This window comes from Tropicimonas omnivorans (assembly GCF_031846565.1).
GTDB classification, from domain to species: Bacteria; Pseudomonadota; Alphaproteobacteria; order Rhodobacterales; family Rhodobacteraceae; genus Tropicimonas_B; species Tropicimonas_B omnivorans.
This window is the reverse complement of the sequence record NZ_JAVRHL010000003.1, coordinates 1,067,417-1,082,685: the sequence shown is the minus strand read 5'-3', so window position 1 is coordinate 1,082,685 and position 15,269 is coordinate 1,067,417. Positions and strand designations below refer to the sequence as shown.

The 15,269-nt window shown below is 66.3% G+C and carries 17 protein-coding genes and 1 tRNA gene; 4 read left to right on the top strand and 14 right to left on the bottom strand.

Going from position 1 to position 15,269, the window contains the following annotated elements; translation table 11 throughout:
* Positions 1–42: 42 nt before the first annotated feature.
* From RM543_RS15815 to RM543_RS15790, 6 genes are all read right to left on the bottom strand, one after another.
* A complete protein-coding gene (locus RM543_RS15815; protein WP_311693304.1) occupies positions 43–417 on the bottom strand; it encodes a sensory rhodopsin transducer in 375 nt (124 codons plus the stop codon).
* Positions 414–1,187, bottom strand: a complete 774-nt coding sequence (locus tag RM543_RS15810; RefSeq protein WP_311693302.1) for an SDR family NAD(P)-dependent oxidoreductase — start codon at positions 1,185–1,187, stop codon at positions 414–416. The genes RM543_RS15815 and RM543_RS15810 overlap by 4 nt, the downstream gene beginning before the upstream one ends.
* A complete protein-coding gene (locus tag RM543_RS15805; protein WP_311693300.1) occupies positions 1,180–1,968 on the bottom strand; it encodes an SDR family NAD(P)-dependent oxidoreductase in 789 nt (262 codons plus the stop codon). Before RM543_RS15805 ends, RM543_RS15810 begins: the two co-directional genes overlap by 8 nt.
* A complete protein-coding gene (locus RM543_RS15800; protein ID WP_311693297.1) occupies positions 1,968–3,152 on the bottom strand; it encodes a zinc-dependent alcohol dehydrogenase in 1,185 nt (394 codons plus the stop codon). The genes RM543_RS15805 and RM543_RS15800 overlap by 1 nt, the downstream gene beginning before the upstream one ends.
* Positions 3,153–3,163: 11 nt before the next feature.
* A complete protein-coding gene (locus RM543_RS15795; protein WP_311693295.1) occupies positions 3,164–3,820 on the bottom strand; it encodes an SRPBCC family protein in 657 nt (218 codons plus the stop codon).
* 1,010 nt (positions 3,821–4,830) lie between these two features.
* Positions 4,831–4,903: transfer RNA gene (locus RM543_RS15790), tRNA-Ile, on the bottom strand.
* A 103-nt stretch (positions 4,904–5,006) separates the two neighbouring features.
* Between RM543_RS15790 and purM the strand changes: the two genes are divergently transcribed.
* Positions 5,007–6,056, top strand: coding sequence for a phosphoribosylformylglycinamidine cyclo-ligase (gene purM, locus RM543_RS15785; RefSeq protein WP_311693293.1), 1,050 nt, complete (start codon positions 5,007–5,009; stop codon positions 6,054–6,056).
* Complete coding sequence (gene purN, locus RM543_RS15780; RefSeq protein WP_311693291.1) at positions 6,053–6,643, top strand: phosphoribosylglycinamide formyltransferase; 591 nt, start codon at positions 6,053–6,055, stop codon at positions 6,641–6,643. The genes purM and purN overlap by 4 nt, the downstream gene beginning before the upstream one ends.
* Positions 6,644–6,755: 112 nt before the next feature.
* Here the strand turns inward: purN and RM543_RS15775 are convergent, their stop codons facing one another.
* Positions 6,756–7,760 carry a Hint domain-containing protein gene (locus RM543_RS15775; RefSeq protein ID WP_311693289.1) on the bottom strand — a complete coding sequence of 335 codons (1,005 nt, stop codon included), beginning with the start codon at positions 7,758–7,760 and terminating at the stop codon, positions 6,756–6,758.
* Positions 7,761–7,997: 237 nt separating this feature from the next.
* Between RM543_RS15775 and rnd the strand changes: the two genes are divergently transcribed.
* Entirely contained in the window at positions 7,998–9,155 is a 1,158-nt protein-coding gene (gene rnd, locus RM543_RS15770) for a ribonuclease D (RefSeq protein ID WP_311693287.1), read from the top strand.
* A gap of 172 nt (positions 9,156–9,327) precedes the next feature.
* On the opposite strand, the gene RM543_RS15765 is transcribed toward rnd, so the two are convergent.
* The gene (locus RM543_RS15765; RefSeq protein WP_311693285.1) at positions 9,328–9,918 is read right to left on the bottom strand and encodes a hypothetical protein; all 591 of its coding nucleotides are present in this window, start codon (positions 9,916–9,918) and stop codon (positions 9,328–9,330) included.
* Positions 9,919–9,942: 24 nt separating this feature from the next.
* Between RM543_RS15765 and RM543_RS15760 the strand changes: the two genes are divergently transcribed.
* Positions 9,943–10,371, top strand: a complete 429-nt coding sequence (locus tag RM543_RS15760) for a SufE family protein (RefSeq protein WP_311693283.1) — start codon at positions 9,943–9,945, stop codon at positions 10,369–10,371.
* 16 nt (positions 10,372–10,387) lie between these two features.
* On the opposite strand, the gene RM543_RS15755 is transcribed toward RM543_RS15760, so the two are convergent.
* The 6 genes from RM543_RS15755 to RM543_RS15730 all read right to left on the bottom strand — a co-directional run bounded on the left by RM543_RS15755 (position 10,388) and on the right by RM543_RS15730 (position 15,140).
* On the bottom strand, positions 10,388–10,978 hold the full coding sequence (locus RM543_RS15755) for a DUF1638 domain-containing protein (protein ID WP_311693388.1): 591 nt from the start codon (positions 10,976–10,978) through the stop codon (positions 10,388–10,390).
* A gap of 48 nt (positions 10,979–11,026) precedes the next feature.
* Positions 11,027–11,185 carry a hypothetical protein gene (locus RM543_RS15750; protein WP_311693281.1) on the bottom strand — a complete coding sequence of 53 codons (159 nt, stop codon included), beginning with the start codon at positions 11,183–11,185 and terminating at the stop codon, positions 11,027–11,029.
* A gap of 111 nt (positions 11,186–11,296) precedes the next feature.
* Entirely contained in the window at positions 11,297–11,998 is a 702-nt protein-coding gene (locus RM543_RS15745; protein ID WP_311693279.1) for a corrinoid protein, read from the bottom strand.
* Positions 11,999–12,122: 124 nt separating this feature from the next.
* Complete coding sequence (locus RM543_RS15740; RefSeq protein WP_311693277.1) at positions 12,123–13,628, bottom strand: PhnE/PtxC family ABC transporter permease; 1,506 nt, start codon at positions 13,626–13,628, stop codon at positions 12,123–12,125.
* Positions 13,618–14,283: an ATP-binding cassette domain-containing protein gene (locus RM543_RS15735; protein ID WP_311693275.1), complete on the bottom strand. Its 666-nt coding sequence runs from the start codon at positions 14,281–14,283 to the stop codon at positions 13,618–13,620. The genes RM543_RS15740 and RM543_RS15735 overlap by 11 nt, the downstream gene beginning before the upstream one ends.
* Positions 14,280–15,140 (bottom strand): putative selenate ABC transporter substrate-binding protein, encoded by an 861-nt coding sequence (locus RM543_RS15730; protein WP_311693273.1) that lies wholly within the window; start codon positions 15,138–15,140, stop codon positions 14,280–14,282. Before RM543_RS15730 ends, RM543_RS15735 begins: the two co-directional genes overlap by 4 nt.
* Between the last annotated feature and the right edge of the window lie 129 nt (positions 15,141–15,269).

The following is a 15,269-nucleotide window of genomic DNA, read 5'->3' as shown; positions in this document are numbered from 1 at the left end:
AGGTGCAACACCATCCGACGGACGCGCTGCCGTCCCGAACCGTCAGGCGGAATAGGCCAGCGTGCTGAACAGCGCATTCTCCGCTTGTCGGGAATCCAGTCGGGTCTGCTGCACGACCACGGGGCCGCTGGCCTCGATCACGCAGGCATAGCCGATGCCGGTCGGGACGGTTTCGGGGTCCCGCAGATCGTTGAAGCGCTGGTGTAGCGTTCGCCGGGGTTCGACCGTCAGCTCGTATGGCCCGACCGGCTCGCGGTCCTCGAAGTAGAGAGTCAGGGTCAGGTCCGCAGCCTTGTCGCTTGTGTTCAAAACGCAGATCGCCTCGTGGCTGAGCATCTCCGGCGGCTCTCCTGTGCTTTCGCCGGGGATGTAGCCGTCGGCCAGCACCCACAATGTGGTTCCGATTGCCTTGGTCATTGCGGTTCCGCCGCCATGCGGTGGATGCGTGCGAGGATCGTCTCCGGCACCAGTCCCGTCAGCGCGGTGATCGCCCGGTTGTGCAGGCCCGGCACGACCCCGCGCTGGCCTTCCATCGCCGCAGCGTAGCCGCGTTCGGCGACCTTCACGGGATCGTCCTTATCCTGTTCGGCGATGGGGGCATCCTCCAGGTCGTTCCCTTCTCGGTGGAAGATCGGCGTCTCGGTTGGCCCCGGCATCAGGCAGGTCAGGGTGACGGGGCTGCCCTCCCACTCGTCCTGCAACGCGTAGCACAGGCTGTTCAGGTACGCCTTTGTCGCGTCATAGACCGCATCGTAGGGGCCCGGAACGTAGCCGACGATGGAGCCCGTGACGAGGATGCGGCCTTGCCCGCGCGCGTGCATCTGCCGACCGATGCGGTGCAGGACGGTCGTGGTTTGCAGGATATTCAGGTCGATCAGGCGCTTCACGTCCGGCCAGTCCTGATCGGCGAAGGCCTGCCCCAAGGCGCGGCCCGCATTGGCGCAGAAGAGATCGACGGGCCTGCCGTCGACGGCGGCCCAGAACGTATCGACGCCTGCTTTGCTGGACAGGTCCACGACCGTGGCTTCGACCTGCGCGCCAAGGGAGCGCAACTTGTCGGCGGCGGTGTGGATCTCGTCCTCGTCGGCGCAGATGATCAGGTCATGACCGTCCTGTGCGGCCAGTCGGGCGAGCTGATACCCGAGGCCGGTGGAGGCGCCGGTGACGACGGCGAGTCGATCAGCCATGGGTCTTCTCCTCGGGTTCAGCCATGTCGCGGTGAAGCCGGGCGAGCACGGAATCGGGCAGGATGCCGCTCATCGCCGATTGCAGCTTGGTCATGAAGGTCGGCGAAACGCCCGACTTGCCGGCCTTCACCGCCATCCACCCTTCGCGGGCGACCTTTTCGGCATCGGCCTTCGAGTCGCTCTGGCCCACCGGCGTGTCGTCCATGTCGGCGCGGTGGAAGAAGTCGGTCTCGACCGGGCCCGGCATCAGGCAGGTCACGGTTACGCCCGCGTCCTTCAATTCGTTGCGGATACCGTAGGCGAAGGTATCGATGTAGGCTTTCGTCGCGTTGTAGACCGCCTGGTAGCTGCCGGGGATGTTCCCGGCGAGCGAGCCGGTGATCAGGATGCGGCCGCCGCCTGCGTCGCGCATCGACTGCGCCGCACGGTGAACGAGTGCCGTTGTGCCCGTGACGTTCAGGTGAATGACCTCTTCGATCCGGTCGAGCGACTGGTCTAGGAAAGCATCCCCGAGCCCGCGGCCCGCATTGGCAAGCAGGTAGTCGATACGCTGGCTGCCGACCGCCGCCCACAGCTCTTCGACGCCGCGGGCGGTGGCAAGATCGGCGACGACCGTCGTCACGTCCACGCCGCGACCGCGCAGAGCATCGGCAACTGTCTTCACCTCTGGCTCGTGCGCAGTCAGGATCAGCCGGCAGCCATCTTCGGCGGCCAGCGCGGCCAACTCCCGCCCAATCCCCGAGGATGCGCCGGTGATCAGGGCAGTTTCCCCGCTGGCCATCAGTTCAACTGCGTTCCGGGCTTCAGGACGACCTTGGTCCAGTCATTCTGGTTCCAGCGGAAGTTCTTGTAGCCCTCGACGGCCTGTTCCAGCGGTAGTCGGTGCGAGATCATGTACTGCGTGTCCAACTCACCCTCACCGATGCGGCGCAGGAGATCGGGCAGGTAGCGCTGCACGTGGGTCTGGCCCGAGCGAACCTGCACGCCCTTCTCCATCAGCGCGCCCAATGGGAACTTGTCGAGCATGCCGCCGTAGACGCCGGGGATCGATACTGTGCCACCCTTGCGCACGCACATGATCGCCTCGCGCAGCGCGTGGGCGCTGTCGGCCCCCATGCCGACGTTCTGCTTGATGTTGTCCATCACCGTGTCGGGGGCGAAGCCGTGGCTTTCCATGCCGACCGCGTCGATCACCGCGTCCGGACCGAAGCCGCCCGACATTTCCGTCAGCGCTTCGAGCACGTTCGTCTGCTTGAAGTCGATCACCTCTGCGCCGAGCTTCTTGGCGAGCGCCAGACGGTTGGGATACTCGTCGATCGCAATCACGCGGGCCGCACCCATGGCGAGCGCCGATTGCACCGCGAAGAGGCCCACGGGACCGCAGCCCCAGACGGCGACTGTGTCGCCTTCCTTGATGTCGGCGTTCTCTGCCCCTTGCCAGCCGGTGGGCAGGATATCCGACAAGAACAGCACGTCGTCATCCTCCAGCCCGTCGGGGATCACGATGGGACCGACGTCCGAGAACGGGACGCGTACGTATTCGGCTTGCCCGCCCGGATAGCCGCCGGTCAGATGCGAATAGCCGAAGAGGGAGCTCACTGAATGGCCGTAGAGCGCTTCGGTGATGTCCTGCTTCTCGACCGGGTTGGTGTTGTCGCAGGCTGAAAATTGCGTGTTCTTGCAAAAAAAGCAGCTGCCGCAGGAGATCGTAAAGGGCACCACCACTCGCTGGCCCTTTTTCAGCGTACTCTTGGAGCCGACATCGACGACGCGCCCCATGAACTCATGGCCCAGGATGTCGCCCGAGAGCATGCCGGGTATCACGCCGTCATAAAGGTGCAGATCCGAGCCGCAGATCGCGGTCGAGGTTACTTCGATGATGGCGTCGCGGGGGTTGACGATTTCGGGGTCGGGAACGGTGTCCACCCGAACATCGTGCTTTCCGTGCCAGGTCAGTGCGCGCATGGTATGTCCTTTCAGGCCGCGTCGCGGCGATTGGAGTTCGTGGCGATCTCGCCTGTTTCCATCAGCATCTTCAGCCGTTTCAGATCTCGGCGGGCCTGAAGGTGTGGTTCGGCCTGCAGAGCCTTCGCAACCCAGCGGCCCAGCGTGCCACCCGGCGCGGCATATGCCAGTTCCAACGTCACTTCGGTGCCCCGTCCGGCGGGAGCGTCGCGGAAGGCCACGTATCCGTGGTGTTCGATCTCGGACTCGTACGTCGATTCCCACGCGATACGCTCGCCCTCGAGATCCTCCGTCACGGTTGTGACGAGTGTGACGTCGCGCCCGGCGGGGCCTTCGATCGTCCATTCGCTGAGGTCGGCGCCCCCGGTGACGTCGCGGACGTTCTCCATCACCTGCGGCAGGTTCGAGAAATCGCGCCAGAAGGCGTAGAGTTCGCTGCGAGGCCGGTCGATCGTCACCGTGCGCCCGGTCACGGTCAGGCGACTGTCCTGCCTGCGCGAAACCCGCAGGGGGGCATCGTCGTCGGGGCGGTAGGCGACGCTGTTCCGGGTCTGGGCCTGATAGATGGAAAATGCCGCGACGCCCAGCAGGGCGCCGATACCGGTTGCGATCCAGAGCGTGGAGGGATCGTGGTCGCGTCGATCGTCGGAACGGTAATTTCGGAACATGGAATTTCCTTTCTTGGGGATCGCCAGAAGTTCAGAGCAATCGCGTCGGACAAGCGGCTGTTGCGCCTTGGGCGGAAGGTCGCAAAGCTGCCCCTTCCGCAGGGGAAGGGTTAGCGGATGCCGATATCTGCGCTGGAACGGGGACACAGAGCGATCGTGGGATCGGTTGAACCCCCGCAACGTGGGCATTTCAGGGTATTGGACATTCTCGAACCTCTCGCGAGCAAAACGACACGTGCCTGCCGTCCACTACGACGTTCCGTGGACTCGGCGATCGACAACGTGCTCGAGACCAAAAGCGGCCGCGTCTCGGTGTGGTTCCAGACATGGACTCGGATGTGAGGTTTTTTCGCCGCTCGTCCGGTTATCGTACGCGCCGATAGTTGCGACGGCCCTGCATCGAACGCTCTGTCGGCGTATCAAGGTGAGGCAAAGCGAGCCGAGAGTATATAAACAATGGCAACGTAGAGCGGTCAATTCGCGCCGACTGCAGCGAATGGCAGCTCCCCGCCCTTCACGTCTACTGAGCGCATACTGGCCTGGGTTCCGGGCTGAATGTCCGCATCTCCGGTGCGGCCGGGATGCCTTCGCCACCGCAGCGAACGTCCGCTCTCCGCCCTTTCGTGTCGTCCCAATGGGTGCCGACCTTGGTAACCTGCTGAATGTCCACTTTCTGAAGGCGGCCGGGGGACTATGGCGTCGCCGGCAAAGATTAGTTGCTCGCCGTCTCCGACTGCGGGCAGATTCAAGGTAACCACGCAACGCGATCTGGTTTTGCGGTACGGTCAAACGGCTTGATCGGCCGACACTCATGTCGTGGCCGCAGCTAATGCTATTTGAACAATAGGAGGATCAGCGACCTCGTGTAGAACTAGCTGGATCGAGTCCTCTAAGCCATTGGAAAGGCGTGGCCCGCAAGATGATGGAACGTAATGACCCGTAGGAAACCCGCCGAAGTGTCGTGTTTGGCAGAGATGTACCCGCCGGAACAACGGCAGGGAAGGCAGCGGTAGGCCCGGCAGGATTCGAACCTGCAACCAAAGCGTTATGAGCGCTCTGCTCTAACCGTTGAGCTACAGGCCCGCCGCACCATCCCGATTATCAGGTTGAAGGGGCCGGTCAAGCCGCGTTGATCCCCCCTTGCAAAGCGGCTATTCGCCCGGGCAGGCCACGAGGGAGACCTGCCATGTCTGACGAAACCGGGCTGACCTATGCCGGGGCCGGGGTGGATATCGCCGCCGGCAATGCCTTGGTGGAGCGGATCAAGCCGGGCGCGAAGGCCACCCGGCGCGCCGGCGTGATGGCCGGCCTCGGCGGCTTCGGCGGGCTTTTCGATCTGAAGGCAGCGGGCTACGAGGACCCCATTCTCGTTGCGGCGACGGACGGTGTCGGAACGAAGCTGCGGATCGGGATCGATACCGGCCGGATCGACGATCTGGGGCAGGACCTCGTCGCGATGTGCGTCAACGATCTGGTCTGCCAGGGCGCCGAACCTCTCTTCTTTCTCGATTACTTCGCGACCGGCGCGCTCGACGTCGAGGAGGCGGGCCGGCTCGTGGACGGGATTGCGCGGGCGTGTGGCGAGGCCGGTTGCGCTCTCATCGGCGGTGAGACGGCGGAGATGCCGGGGCTCTACGCCAAGGGCGATTTCGATCTCGCGGGCTTCGCCGTGGGCGCGATGGAGCGGGGCACGGCCCTGCCGGACGGCGTCGCAGAAGGGGATGTCCTGATCGGACTGCCGTCGTCCGGCGTTCACTCCAACGGCTTCTCCCTGGTACGCCGCGTGGCGGAGCGGGCGAATCTCGTCTGGAATGACGCCTCGCCCTTCTCGGACGGCACGCTCGGCGAGGCCCTCCTTGCGCCCACCACGCTCTACGTTGCGCCTTGCCTCTCGGCCCTGCGGGCGGGCGGCGTCCACGGACTGGCGCATATCACCGGCGGCGGACTGACCGAGAACCTGCCGCGCATCCTGCCCGAAGGCTGCGGCGCCGAGGTGGATCTCGGCGCGTGGTCCCTCCCGCCAGTCTTCGGCTGGCTGAGGGATGCCGGCGGCATCGCGCAATCGGAAATGCTGCGGACGTTCAATTGCGGCGTCGGCATGGTCCTCAGCGTCGCCCGGGATCGCGCGGACGCCTTGACGGATCTGCTGGAGGCCGAAGGCGCGTCGCCGGTCCGCATCGGCCGCGTGACGAGCGGAGAGGGCGTCTCCTACCGGGGCGGTTGGAGCGCGGCGTGAAGTCCGTCGCCATCCTGATCTCGGGCGGCGGCTCCAACATGCTCGCCCTCCTGGACGACATGGCAAAGGGCGATCATCCGGCCCGGCCTGTCTGCGTCATCTCGAACGATCCCGGCGCCGGCGGGCTGGCCCGGGCGGCCGAGCGGGGCCTCGCCGTGGACGCGGTCGACCACCGAAAGTATCGCGGCGACCGCCCGGCCTTCGAGGCCGAGCTGACTCGTCGGCTCAAGGCGCACCAGCCGGATATCCTCTGCCTCGCGGGGTTCATGCGGATCCTGACGGACGGGTTCGTCGCGCGGTGGGAAGGCCGGATGCTGAATATCCACCCGTCGCTTTTGCCGAAGTACCGGGGCCTGCACACCCACGCCCGCGCCATCGAGGCGGGGGATGAGGAGGGGGGCTGCTCCGTTCACGAGGTCACGTCCGAGCTCGACGGCGGTCCGATTCTCGGGCAGGCCCGCGTCCCGATCGTTCCGGGCGACACGCCCGAGGCGCTGGCCGCGCGTGTCCTGTCTGCCGAGCACCGGCTCTATCCCGCCGTGCTGCGCCGCTTTGCCGCCGGGGACCGAACGCCCGTCCTGCTCTGAGATAGTCCCGCCCTACGGATCCGCCGCTGTGCCGTCACGCTGGCAAGGCCCGACCAAACGAACGGTAGTGGCGGCTCGGCCGAAGCCCGTACCGCCGCCCCCTCCCGAGACGTTACTCTTCGCGCAGCAATTCCGCTTCCCACGGACGCAGCAGCGGCCGCGCCGGCGCCGGGACGCGGGGATGCGCCTTGGTCAGTTCCGGGAAGATCGCGGCCAGCTCTGCCCGTGCGGCCGGCGCCAGGGACCCGATCCCCGTTTCGCCAAGGAGCAGGCTCTCGCAGGCGATGCCCTCCGCGCTCAGGATCTCGTGATTCTCGAGCGCGATGTGGCAATAGGTGATGTCCGGAACGGAGATACGCCGGATCGTGGTGCCGTTCACCAGGGCGAGGGCAGGAACGAGGACTTCGCCGTCGTCGAACAGCAGCGGCGCACGCGCATCGCTCATAAGGATCCGGTGCTGAGCGGAGACGACGAGAGCGCGGGCGTTTCCGAGCGCACCTGCCTCGATCAGAACCGGGGCAAGCTTGCCGCGCCCCGTCACGCGCCTGGATCCGGCCCATAGGACCGGCTGCGCGCCGTTGTCCCGCGTGGTCACCAGATCGCCGATGGCGAGCGTCTCGACCCGGCGGGGGCCGTCCGGCGTATCGATCAGGGTTCCGGCGGCAAAGCAGGGGAAGCTGTCGGGCGGCTCCGAGTAGAAGGACTCGAAGGGCATCTTCTCGTGGCGCGGCGGTTCGTAGCCCGGCCCGTAGGTCATCTTGCCTTCGCTCACGCCGTTCACGTCGAACACGACCTTCTGCCCGCCGCTGTCGAAGATCTGGTGATCGTTGGAGGAGGCGCGGCCCTGAAAACGGTCGTTCTGAGGATTTAGGTGGTTGAAGAGCGGCTTCGGATTTTCGCCCTCGTCGGGATAAGCGTAGATCTCGACGAACTGACTGTTGGAGAACTCGGACCCACCATTGGTCTGCTTTACCACGATGCGGAAAACGTCCGTGGGGCCGCCGAGTGTCTTCACGCCGTCCAGCTCGACCTTCATGTCGTCGCCGTTTCCGCCAGAGTTGGCCCAGCCGTAGGTGCCGATCTGGTCACCGGTGAGGTAGAGTGTAACGTCCGACATGACATACGTCTCCAAAATACGAACTTGCGCGCTTCCGAAGCGTGCGTGTCTGCTTTTAAAGCAGGCCTTTGCGTCTCTTTGGGGACTTTTTAGAGAAACATCCATCGTGGCGCCGCGAAAATCGCGCGATCTGCACCTTTATGTTACACCAAAGCTTGTTTCCGCACCCTTTTATGCTCAAGAACTGAGCCCGGCGCGGCATTCATTCGTCCGCGACCGCGAAATACCGGAGGCCCGATGCGCACGATTACCGACACCGAGACACTGGCCGAGTTCTGCGCGCGGGCAACGAAGGGCGAGTACGTCACGGTGGATACCGAGTTCCTGCGTGAACGGACGTACTATTCCAAACTGTGCCTCGTGCAGATCGCGCTACCGGGCGAGGGGGAGGCCGTGCTGGTCGATCCCATCGCTGGCGGAGAGGCGCTGTCGCTCGAGCCGCTCTACGAGCTCTTCCGTGACCAAAGTGTGGTGAAGGTCTTCCATGCCGCGCGGCAGGATCTGGAGATCTTCTGGCACGATGGCGGTGTCATCCCCGAGCCGCTTTTCGATACCCAGGTCGCCGCCATGGTCTGCGGGTTCGGGGAGCAGGTGGGCTACGAGACGCTGGTGAAGCGCATCGCGCGCGGGACCGTCGACAAGACGTCCCGCTTCACCGACTGGTCCCGCCGCCCTCTGAGCGATGCGCAGAAGACCTATGCCATCGCCGACGTGACGCACCTTCGGGTGATCTACGAGCATCTCGCCGCCGAGCTGCAGAAGTCCGGCCGCACGGCATGGCTCGGCGAGGAGCTGGAGGTCCTGACGACGCCGGCGACCTACATGGTCGAACCGTCGGAGGCCTGGCGCAGGGTGAAGACCCGGACGAGCTCCGGCAAGTTCCTCGCTATCGTCAAGACGCTGGCCGAGTTCCGCGAGAGCTACGCGCAGGAGCGGGACATCCCGCGCAACCGCGTCCTGAAGGACGATGCGCTCCTGGAACTGGCCTCGACCAAGCCGCGGTCCCTCGAGGATCTGTCCCGCAGCCGGATGGTCCTGCGCGAGGCGCGCAAGGGGCCGATCGCCGAGGGCATCCTCGCGGCCGTCGCTGCCGGTCTCGAGATGCCGCAGGACGCCTGGCCCAAAGCGCCGCAGGACAAGGACCGCAAGGAGGTGAACCCGGCGCTGGCGGACCTCCTGAGGGTCCTTCTCAAGGCGAAGGCGGAGCAGGAGGGCGTTGCCCAGAAACTCATTGCCACGTCCTCCGAGCTCGACGCCATCGCCGCCGGCGAGCGGAATGGCCCGGCCCTGAAAGGGTGGCGCGGCGAGGTCTTTGGAACGGATGCAATGCGCCTCTGCGCGGGCGAGATCGCCCTGTCCGCCAAAGGCTCCTCGGTGCGGATCGTCGAACTCTGACCCTTTGAGGCGAACCTATCCGGGCCGGGACGCGTTCAGCCTTCCAGCACCCACAGGAAGGATACCGCCATGCGCAAGCTGATCAAGTTGTTCGCCGTCTGGAAACTGTTCCAGCGGGCGCGGCGCCGGCACTGACGCCGCCCGATACCGCGCGGACCAGGCTCCTTTCGCGTCAGCGCGACGAGGTGATCTGGTTGCGCGCGCCGCGGACGATGATCTGACGCGCACCCGCGAGGGTCTGGTCGGTCAGGAACAGACCGGCGGTCAGTTCGCGAGAGGGCTGGGTGCCCGCCGGCTTCGGCTCGGCGGGCGGGAATACTCTGAAATCGAGAACGATGGCACCGCCCGTCGGGATGGCATCGCCGTCAATTTCCGCGTTCGCAGGAACGAGGTCGGCTGACCAGAAGCCTTGGGACGGGGGAAGACCGACGGCGGACACGATGGCGCCGCCGGGTGCACGGTCCACCGAAATTTCTACGACCTGATCGACGAGGCCCCTGCGATCGACCGGGGCGGCGATATCGCCGTCCTCGACGAGCACCGGTTGGGACCGTCCGCCGCCGAACCAGTTCAACGGGTTGAGGCGGCTCTCGCGCACCGTGCCGCAGCTAGAAAGAACCGTCACAGCGGCCAGCGCGGCCAGCATCGTCGCCTTCATCATCCGTCCCCGTCCCGTTTGCCGCTCTGCGTAGCCGATCGACCCGGACTTGAAAACCCGGCCGATGCACTGGACGCCTCCGGCGCCGGCGACTAGGTCGGGCATGTCGCAGCAGGGAGCGTAATTTCAATGGCACAGCCTCAGTTCGAGGAGATCGTCGAGACCTTCGAGTTTCTGGATGATTGGGAAGAGCGCTACCGCCACGTGATCGAGATCGGCAAGGCGATGGATCCGCTGCCGGAGGCAGAGCGCATCCCGGCGACCAAGGTGGATGGATGCGCCTCCCAGGTCTGGCTCGTGCCGCAGATCGAGGGGCAGGGGCCCTCCGCCGTCTTCCGGTTTCACGGCGACAGCGATGCGATGATCGTCCGTGGCCTGATCGCGATCCTTCAGGCGCTCTATTCGGGACTGTCTGCCGGCGATGTGGGCAAGGTGGATGCCGGGGCCGAGATGGGTCGGCTCGGCCTCAACGATCATCTCTCCGCGCAGCGCTCCAATGGACTTCGCGCGATGGTCGAGCGCATCCGGCAGCTGTCCGCCCGGACCGCCGCGGCCTGAACCCTGCCGGCACGCCTCACAGGGCGGCGAGCGCCGTCTCCAGTTCGCCGTACCCGGTGAAGCGCTTCTCGTAGCGCAGGCCGAGCAGCTCGGCGGCGCGTCGCGCGCGGGCCTCCGTGTCGGGATCCTCCGCCTGCACCTGGTGGACGAGCGTCTCGTAATTGCCGAAATACATCGGGAGCAGCTCGGGATGCCGGTCGAGCCCGAGCGGGCGCCAGACGAAGGCGTCGAACTGCCGGGCGAGGAAATCGGTCAGGTAGAACGCGGTGCCTTCGCCATGCGCCGCGAAGGCCGCGTTTCCCTCGAAGAAGCTGTAGCAATGCGGCCCCTCGATCATCGAGACCCCGAGCCGTGCGCAGGTGGCTGCAAGCGCGCCGCCCGTGCCGCAATCCGCATAGGCCACGAAGACGGACGTATAATCGCCGCCGCGCTCCGTCACCGCGGCCTCCACGGCGGCCGGGATCTTTTCCGGCCTATTGTGCAGGATCGCGGGCAGGCAGGTGACGTCGAGGTGGCCCAGGCCTCTCTGCCGGGTCACGGCAAGGATCTCCCGCGCCAGTGCCCCGCAGGCGACGACGAGGACACGCCCATTGCCCCCGGGGGGCATTCCGCTTTGCGTGAGCGTATCGTCGTCGGGGAGGGCCAAGGCGATGGCCTACCGCCTGCGCCGTACGGTCCAGACCCCGGCGGTGAGGGCGAGGGTGAGCGGCAGGAGGATGGCGGCAAGCCCCGGCATTTCGGAGATCAGCCAGACCGTAGCGCCGGCGGCAATGAAGACGCTGCCGAGCAGCGTGAAGAAGACATGCGTCGGCATGGGTGTGCTGGTCCCGAATCTGTCTGGGGTAACGTCACCGCCCATGTGGGGCCCTCGCCGCGCAAGAAAAGGGGCGAAGGGCGGATCGTCCTCCGCCCTTCGCGTCAAATTCTAGGCATTCGGCTGGTTATGCTTCCGGGCGACCAGCGACTTGGCCATCTCGACGGCGACGGCCGCATCCCGGCAGTAGGCGTCCGCGCCGATGGCCTTGCCGAACTCCTCGTTCAGCGGGGCGCCGCCCACGAGCACGATGTAGTCGTCCCGGATGCCCTGCTCGCTCATCGTGTCGATCACGACCTTCATGTAGGGCATCGTCGTCGTCAGCAGGGCGGACATGCCGAGGATGTCCGGCTTCTCCGCCTCCAGCGCCTCAAGATAGGCCTCGACCGCGTTGTTGATCCCGAGATCGACGACCTCGAAGCCCGCGCCCTCCATCATCATCGAGACGAGGTTCTTTCCGATGTCGTGGATGTCGCCCTTCACCGTGCCGATCACCATCTTTCCCATCCGCGGCGCACCGGTCTCGACGAGGAGGGGTTTGAGGATGGTCATCCCGCCCTTCATCGCATTGGCCGCGAGCAGCACTTCGGGGACGAACAGGATTCCGTCACGGAAATCCTTGCCGACGATGGTCATGCCGGAGACGAGCGCCTCGGTCAGGATGCGGTAGGGCGTCCAGCCGCGTTCGAGAAGGATGTTCACCCCCTCCTCGATTTCCTCCTTCATGCCGTCGTAGAGGTCGTCCATCATCTGAGGGACGAGTTCCTCATCCGGCAGCTCCGACAGAACGAGATCATCTTCTTCGTCGGCCATGACAGGTCACTCCTGGGATCGGTGGCAGCTGCGCCCGCGTCGTTTTGCCTGTTCTTCCACTCCCTGCAAGGCCAGTCGGCTGAATTTGCGACCATGCCGCGCCCTCAAGCGACGCTTTTCGGGATCAGATCGCGCAATCGCCGGCCTCGAGGCGGCGGCTGATGGCAGGCGTGGTGCCACCCAGATGCCGTCGGAGACGTCGGGAGATGATGTCGATGCCAGCGGTCATCGCAAGCGAGGCGAGAAGCAGCACGATCGCCGCGTCGAGCCGGAACTCCGCAACCGCGCTGTCGATCCAGAAGCCCAAGGTCGCGACGCCGAGAAGGCCCATCACCGCCGAATCCCGCGCGATGATCTCCCAGCGGTAGAGACAGAGCGCGAGATAGGGAGCGAAGAGCCTCGGAGCGAGGTCCCAGCCCCAGAGCGTGAGGCCCCGCGGGGCGTCGGGCCTCAGCTCCGCCGAGATGTCCTCCCCCTGGCGGCCCACGAGATGCGCGATGATCGCGCCGTTATGGAGGCCGAGCGCTAGGATTGCGGGCAGCATGGACGGGCCGAAGACCTGCAGGAAGAGGTAGGCCAGCATGTAGTCCGGGACGGACCGGAGCGTCACGAGAAGGATATGGCCGAGATACCGTCCGAAGCGCCCCGCCACGCGCGTGACGATGGCGGGCGCACCGAGCGCGGCGACGAGGCCGGCGAGGACGAGGGCGATCTGCGCGACGACGAGGGTCGCGAGGATCCCCGGGAGCGCCTCCGACCAGATGATCTCCGAAAGCCACGGCCAGAGCGCGCCGCCGTCCCGGATCGGGGCCGGCACGATGTCCTCCGTCAGGAACCGCATCAACGCGCCCGATCCCATCGGCGGAGAGCTGAGGCTCAGCAGAAGAGTGAGGCAGGCCAGAAGCCAGAGTGCCGCGATCTTCCAGCGCATCCAGATCCGGATCGTCGCGATCAGCCCGATGTAACAAAGAAGGATCGCGCTCGCTGCCCCGTACTCGCCGAGCCTGAAGAAGCTGTCGAGTTGGAAGCCGAGGGTCGGCAGTCCGATGAAGCCGAGAACCGCGCTGGAGCGCATGCCGCATTCGAAGCGGTAGAGCGTGTAGGTCCACATCTGGGGCAGGGCGAGGGGGGCAGTGGCGTAGAGAAAGCGGGAGGCGGCGCCGGTCCCTGGCCCGAGGGCGCGGGCGGGGCGCGGATCCACGTCTCCGAGGTAATCCGAGAAGACCTTCGCGAAGATCCCGGCATAGGGCAGGGCGATGGCAAGAACGCCGGTCATCGGCGAGAGGCCCAGTACCTGCATGAGCAGGAGGGCCCAGAACAATTCGTGCACCGAGCGGACCGCCACGCAGATCCCGCGAACCGGTCTCCGTTCGTAGAACGGCGCCATGAGCAGGCCCGTGCCCGCGCCCGCGGCAACACCGGCAACCGCGAAGGCGATGGTAAGCGCGATGGCGCGGCCGATCTCCTCGATGGCGGTGAAGTCGGGACGGAGGAAGCCCGAGCCCATCCGCGCAAGGGCATCCCATGGATCGTGGCCGGCCAGCGTCAGGTCCGCGAAGGGCAAGAGAAGGAGGGCGAGCGCGGCAAAGCCGGTGACGACCCGCCCCCGCGGCCAGCCTTCAGAGCGCATAGAGCGCCCCGATCTCGGCCTCGGACAGGCTCTCCGGCGCGCCATCGAGCATCACCTGACCACCTTTCAGCCCGACGATCCGGGTCGCGAAGCTGCGTGCCAGCGCCACATCGTGGAGCGCGAGGACCGAGGTCTCGAACCGCCGGCCGATCTCGTCCAGCACCTCGGCGCCCTGGCGTTCGTCGAGCGCGGAGACGGGTTCGTCTCCGATGAGGTACGCCCCGCCGCGGAAGAAGGCGCGGGCGAGCGCGGTGCGCTGCTTCTGCCCCCCCGAAAGCCGCTCCACCGCCCTGTCGATCTCGGGGACAAGGCCAAGCGGCTCCAGGATGTCCGCAACGGCGGTGCGGTCGCGGGCGCGGGGACGGACGAGGTTGGTGAGGTTGTAGAGCGTGCCGTGATCGTCGAGCCGGCCCATGAGCGCATTGCGCAGAACCGACAGCGTCGGCACCAGCCCGGCCTCCTGCGGCACGAGGGCGACGCGAGAGCCCGCGCGCTCGAGACGCTCCCGGATCGCGCCCAGAAGCGTGGTCTTGCCGGAGCCGCTGCGGCCCAGGAGCACAACACGGTCCCCCGGCGCGAGCGAAAAGCTCACGCTCGAGAGAACCGCTGCCGAACCGTAGCCGACGCTCTCCCGGTCCAGCAGCGGCGCCGTCATCTCAGAAGGCCGAGCGCGTCGCCGGTCTCCTCGATCGGAGCGTAGTCGTCGTTCGTCGCCGGGATGAAGCCCGAGCGCGGGAAGGACGCGAGGAGGTCCGGGTCGTCCATCGACAGGAGCGCCTCCTGCACGCGGTCCGTGAAGCCCTCGCCGAAGCGGGCATCCACATCGCCCCGGATCGTCCAGTTGTAGTCGGGGTAGGGCGGCGTCTGCCAGATGATGCGCGCGTCCTCCACCTCGGGGGCCTCGTCCGTCACCGCCTTGTCGTAGACGGAGAAGTTCAGCGCGCCGACCTGCCATGCGCCCGAGGCGACGAGGCGGAGGGTCTGCGAGTGATCGCCCGAATAGCCGACACGGGAGAAGAATTCGTCCGGGGCCTCGCCCGTTTCCTGCCGGATCCAGTATTCCGGCATCAGCCGCCCGGAGGTCGAGGTCTTGGCGCCGAACGTGAAGGTGAGCCCCTCGAGCGCGTCGGCCGGGAACTCCTCGGACGGCTCGATGCCGGTTTCCGAATTGGCGATGAAGTACGTCACGAACGCCTCATCCTCGACGCCCTGCGCGATCGCCTTTGCGCCGTCGGTCAGGCGCCGCGCCTGGACCCCCGAGAGCCCGCCGAACCACGCGAGCTGGACCTGATCGTTGCGGAAGGCCGTCACGGCGGCCGGATAGCTCTTCACCGGGACGAATTCGACATCGGTGCCGAGCTCGTCCTCGAGATACTCCGCGACCTTGGAGAAGCGCTCCGACAGGGCGGTGTCGTCTTCGTCGGGGATTGCGGAGAAGTAGAGCGTCTGGGCCCCCGCGGCGGCTGGCAGGAGCGCGGCGAGAAGGGCGAGACGGGCGATGGAGAATGACATTCGGGTGCTTTCGACTGGCTGGTCCGGATGGACGGATCACACGGCGTGTCAGGCAGGCAGAAGCGGCCGACGCCGCGCGAGGGCGTCGATAATCCCCCCCGGCGGAGGGTGCAAGGCGAAGACGAGCGG

What these genes read in the sequence shown, in the direction of transcription:
- RM543_RS15730 (WP_311693273.1), bottom strand. Translation starts at nt 15,140, where the DNA reads ATGTCATTCTCCATCGCCCGTCTCGCCCTTCTCGCCGCGCTCCTGCCA.
- RM543_RS15760 (WP_311693283.1), top strand. Translation starts at nt 9,943, where the DNA reads ATGGCACAGCCTCAGTTCGAGGAGATCGTCGAGACCTTCGAGTTTCTG.
- RM543_RS15745 (WP_311693279.1), bottom strand. Translation starts at nt 11,998, where the DNA reads ATGGCCGACGAAGAAGATGATCTCGTTCTGTCGGAGCTGCCGGATGAG.
- purM (WP_311693293.1), top strand. Translation starts at nt 5,007, where the DNA reads ATGTCTGACGAAACCGGGCTGACCTATGCCGGGGCCGGGGTGGATATC.
- rnd (WP_311693287.1), top strand. Translation starts at nt 7,998, where the DNA reads ATGCGCACGATTACCGACACCGAGACACTGGCCGAGTTCTGCGCGCGG.
- RM543_RS15775 (WP_311693289.1), bottom strand. Translation starts at nt 7,760, where the DNA reads ATGTCGGACGTTACACTCTACCTCACCGGTGACCAGATCGGCACCTAC.
- RM543_RS15735 (WP_311693275.1), bottom strand. Translation starts at nt 14,283, where the DNA reads ATGACGGCGCCGCTGCTGGACCGGGAGAGCGTCGGCTACGGTTCGGCA.
- RM543_RS15765 (WP_311693285.1), bottom strand. Translation starts at nt 9,918, where the DNA reads ATGCCCGACCTAGTCGCCGGCGCCGGAGGCGTCCAGTGCATCGGCCGG.
- RM543_RS15755 (WP_311693388.1), bottom strand. Translation starts at nt 10,978, where the DNA reads ATGCCCCCCGGGGGCAATGGGCGTGTCCTCGTCGTCGCCTGCGGGGCA.
- RM543_RS15815 (WP_311693304.1), bottom strand. Translation starts at nt 417, where the DNA reads ATGACCAAGGCAATCGGAACCACATTGTGGGTGCTGGCCGACGGCTAC.
- RM543_RS15740 (WP_311693277.1), bottom strand. Translation starts at nt 13,628, where the DNA reads ATGCGCTCTGAAGGCTGGCCGCGGGGGCGGGTCGTCACCGGCTTTGCC.
- RM543_RS15795 (WP_311693295.1), bottom strand. Translation starts at nt 3,820, where the DNA reads ATGTTCCGAAATTACCGTTCCGACGATCGACGCGACCACGATCCCTCC.
- RM543_RS15805 (WP_311693300.1), bottom strand. Translation starts at nt 1,968, where the DNA reads ATGGCCAGCGGGGAAACTGCCCTGATCACCGGCGCATCCTCGGGGATT.
- RM543_RS15800 (WP_311693297.1), bottom strand. Translation starts at nt 3,152, where the DNA reads ATGCGCGCACTGACCTGGCACGGAAAGCACGATGTTCGGGTGGACACC.
- RM543_RS15810 (WP_311693302.1), bottom strand. Translation starts at nt 1,187, where the DNA reads ATGGCTGATCGACTCGCCGTCGTCACCGGCGCCTCCACCGGCCTCGGG.
- RM543_RS15750 (WP_311693281.1), bottom strand. Translation starts at nt 11,185, where the DNA reads ATGCCGACGCATGTCTTCTTCACGCTGCTCGGCAGCGTCTTCATTGCC.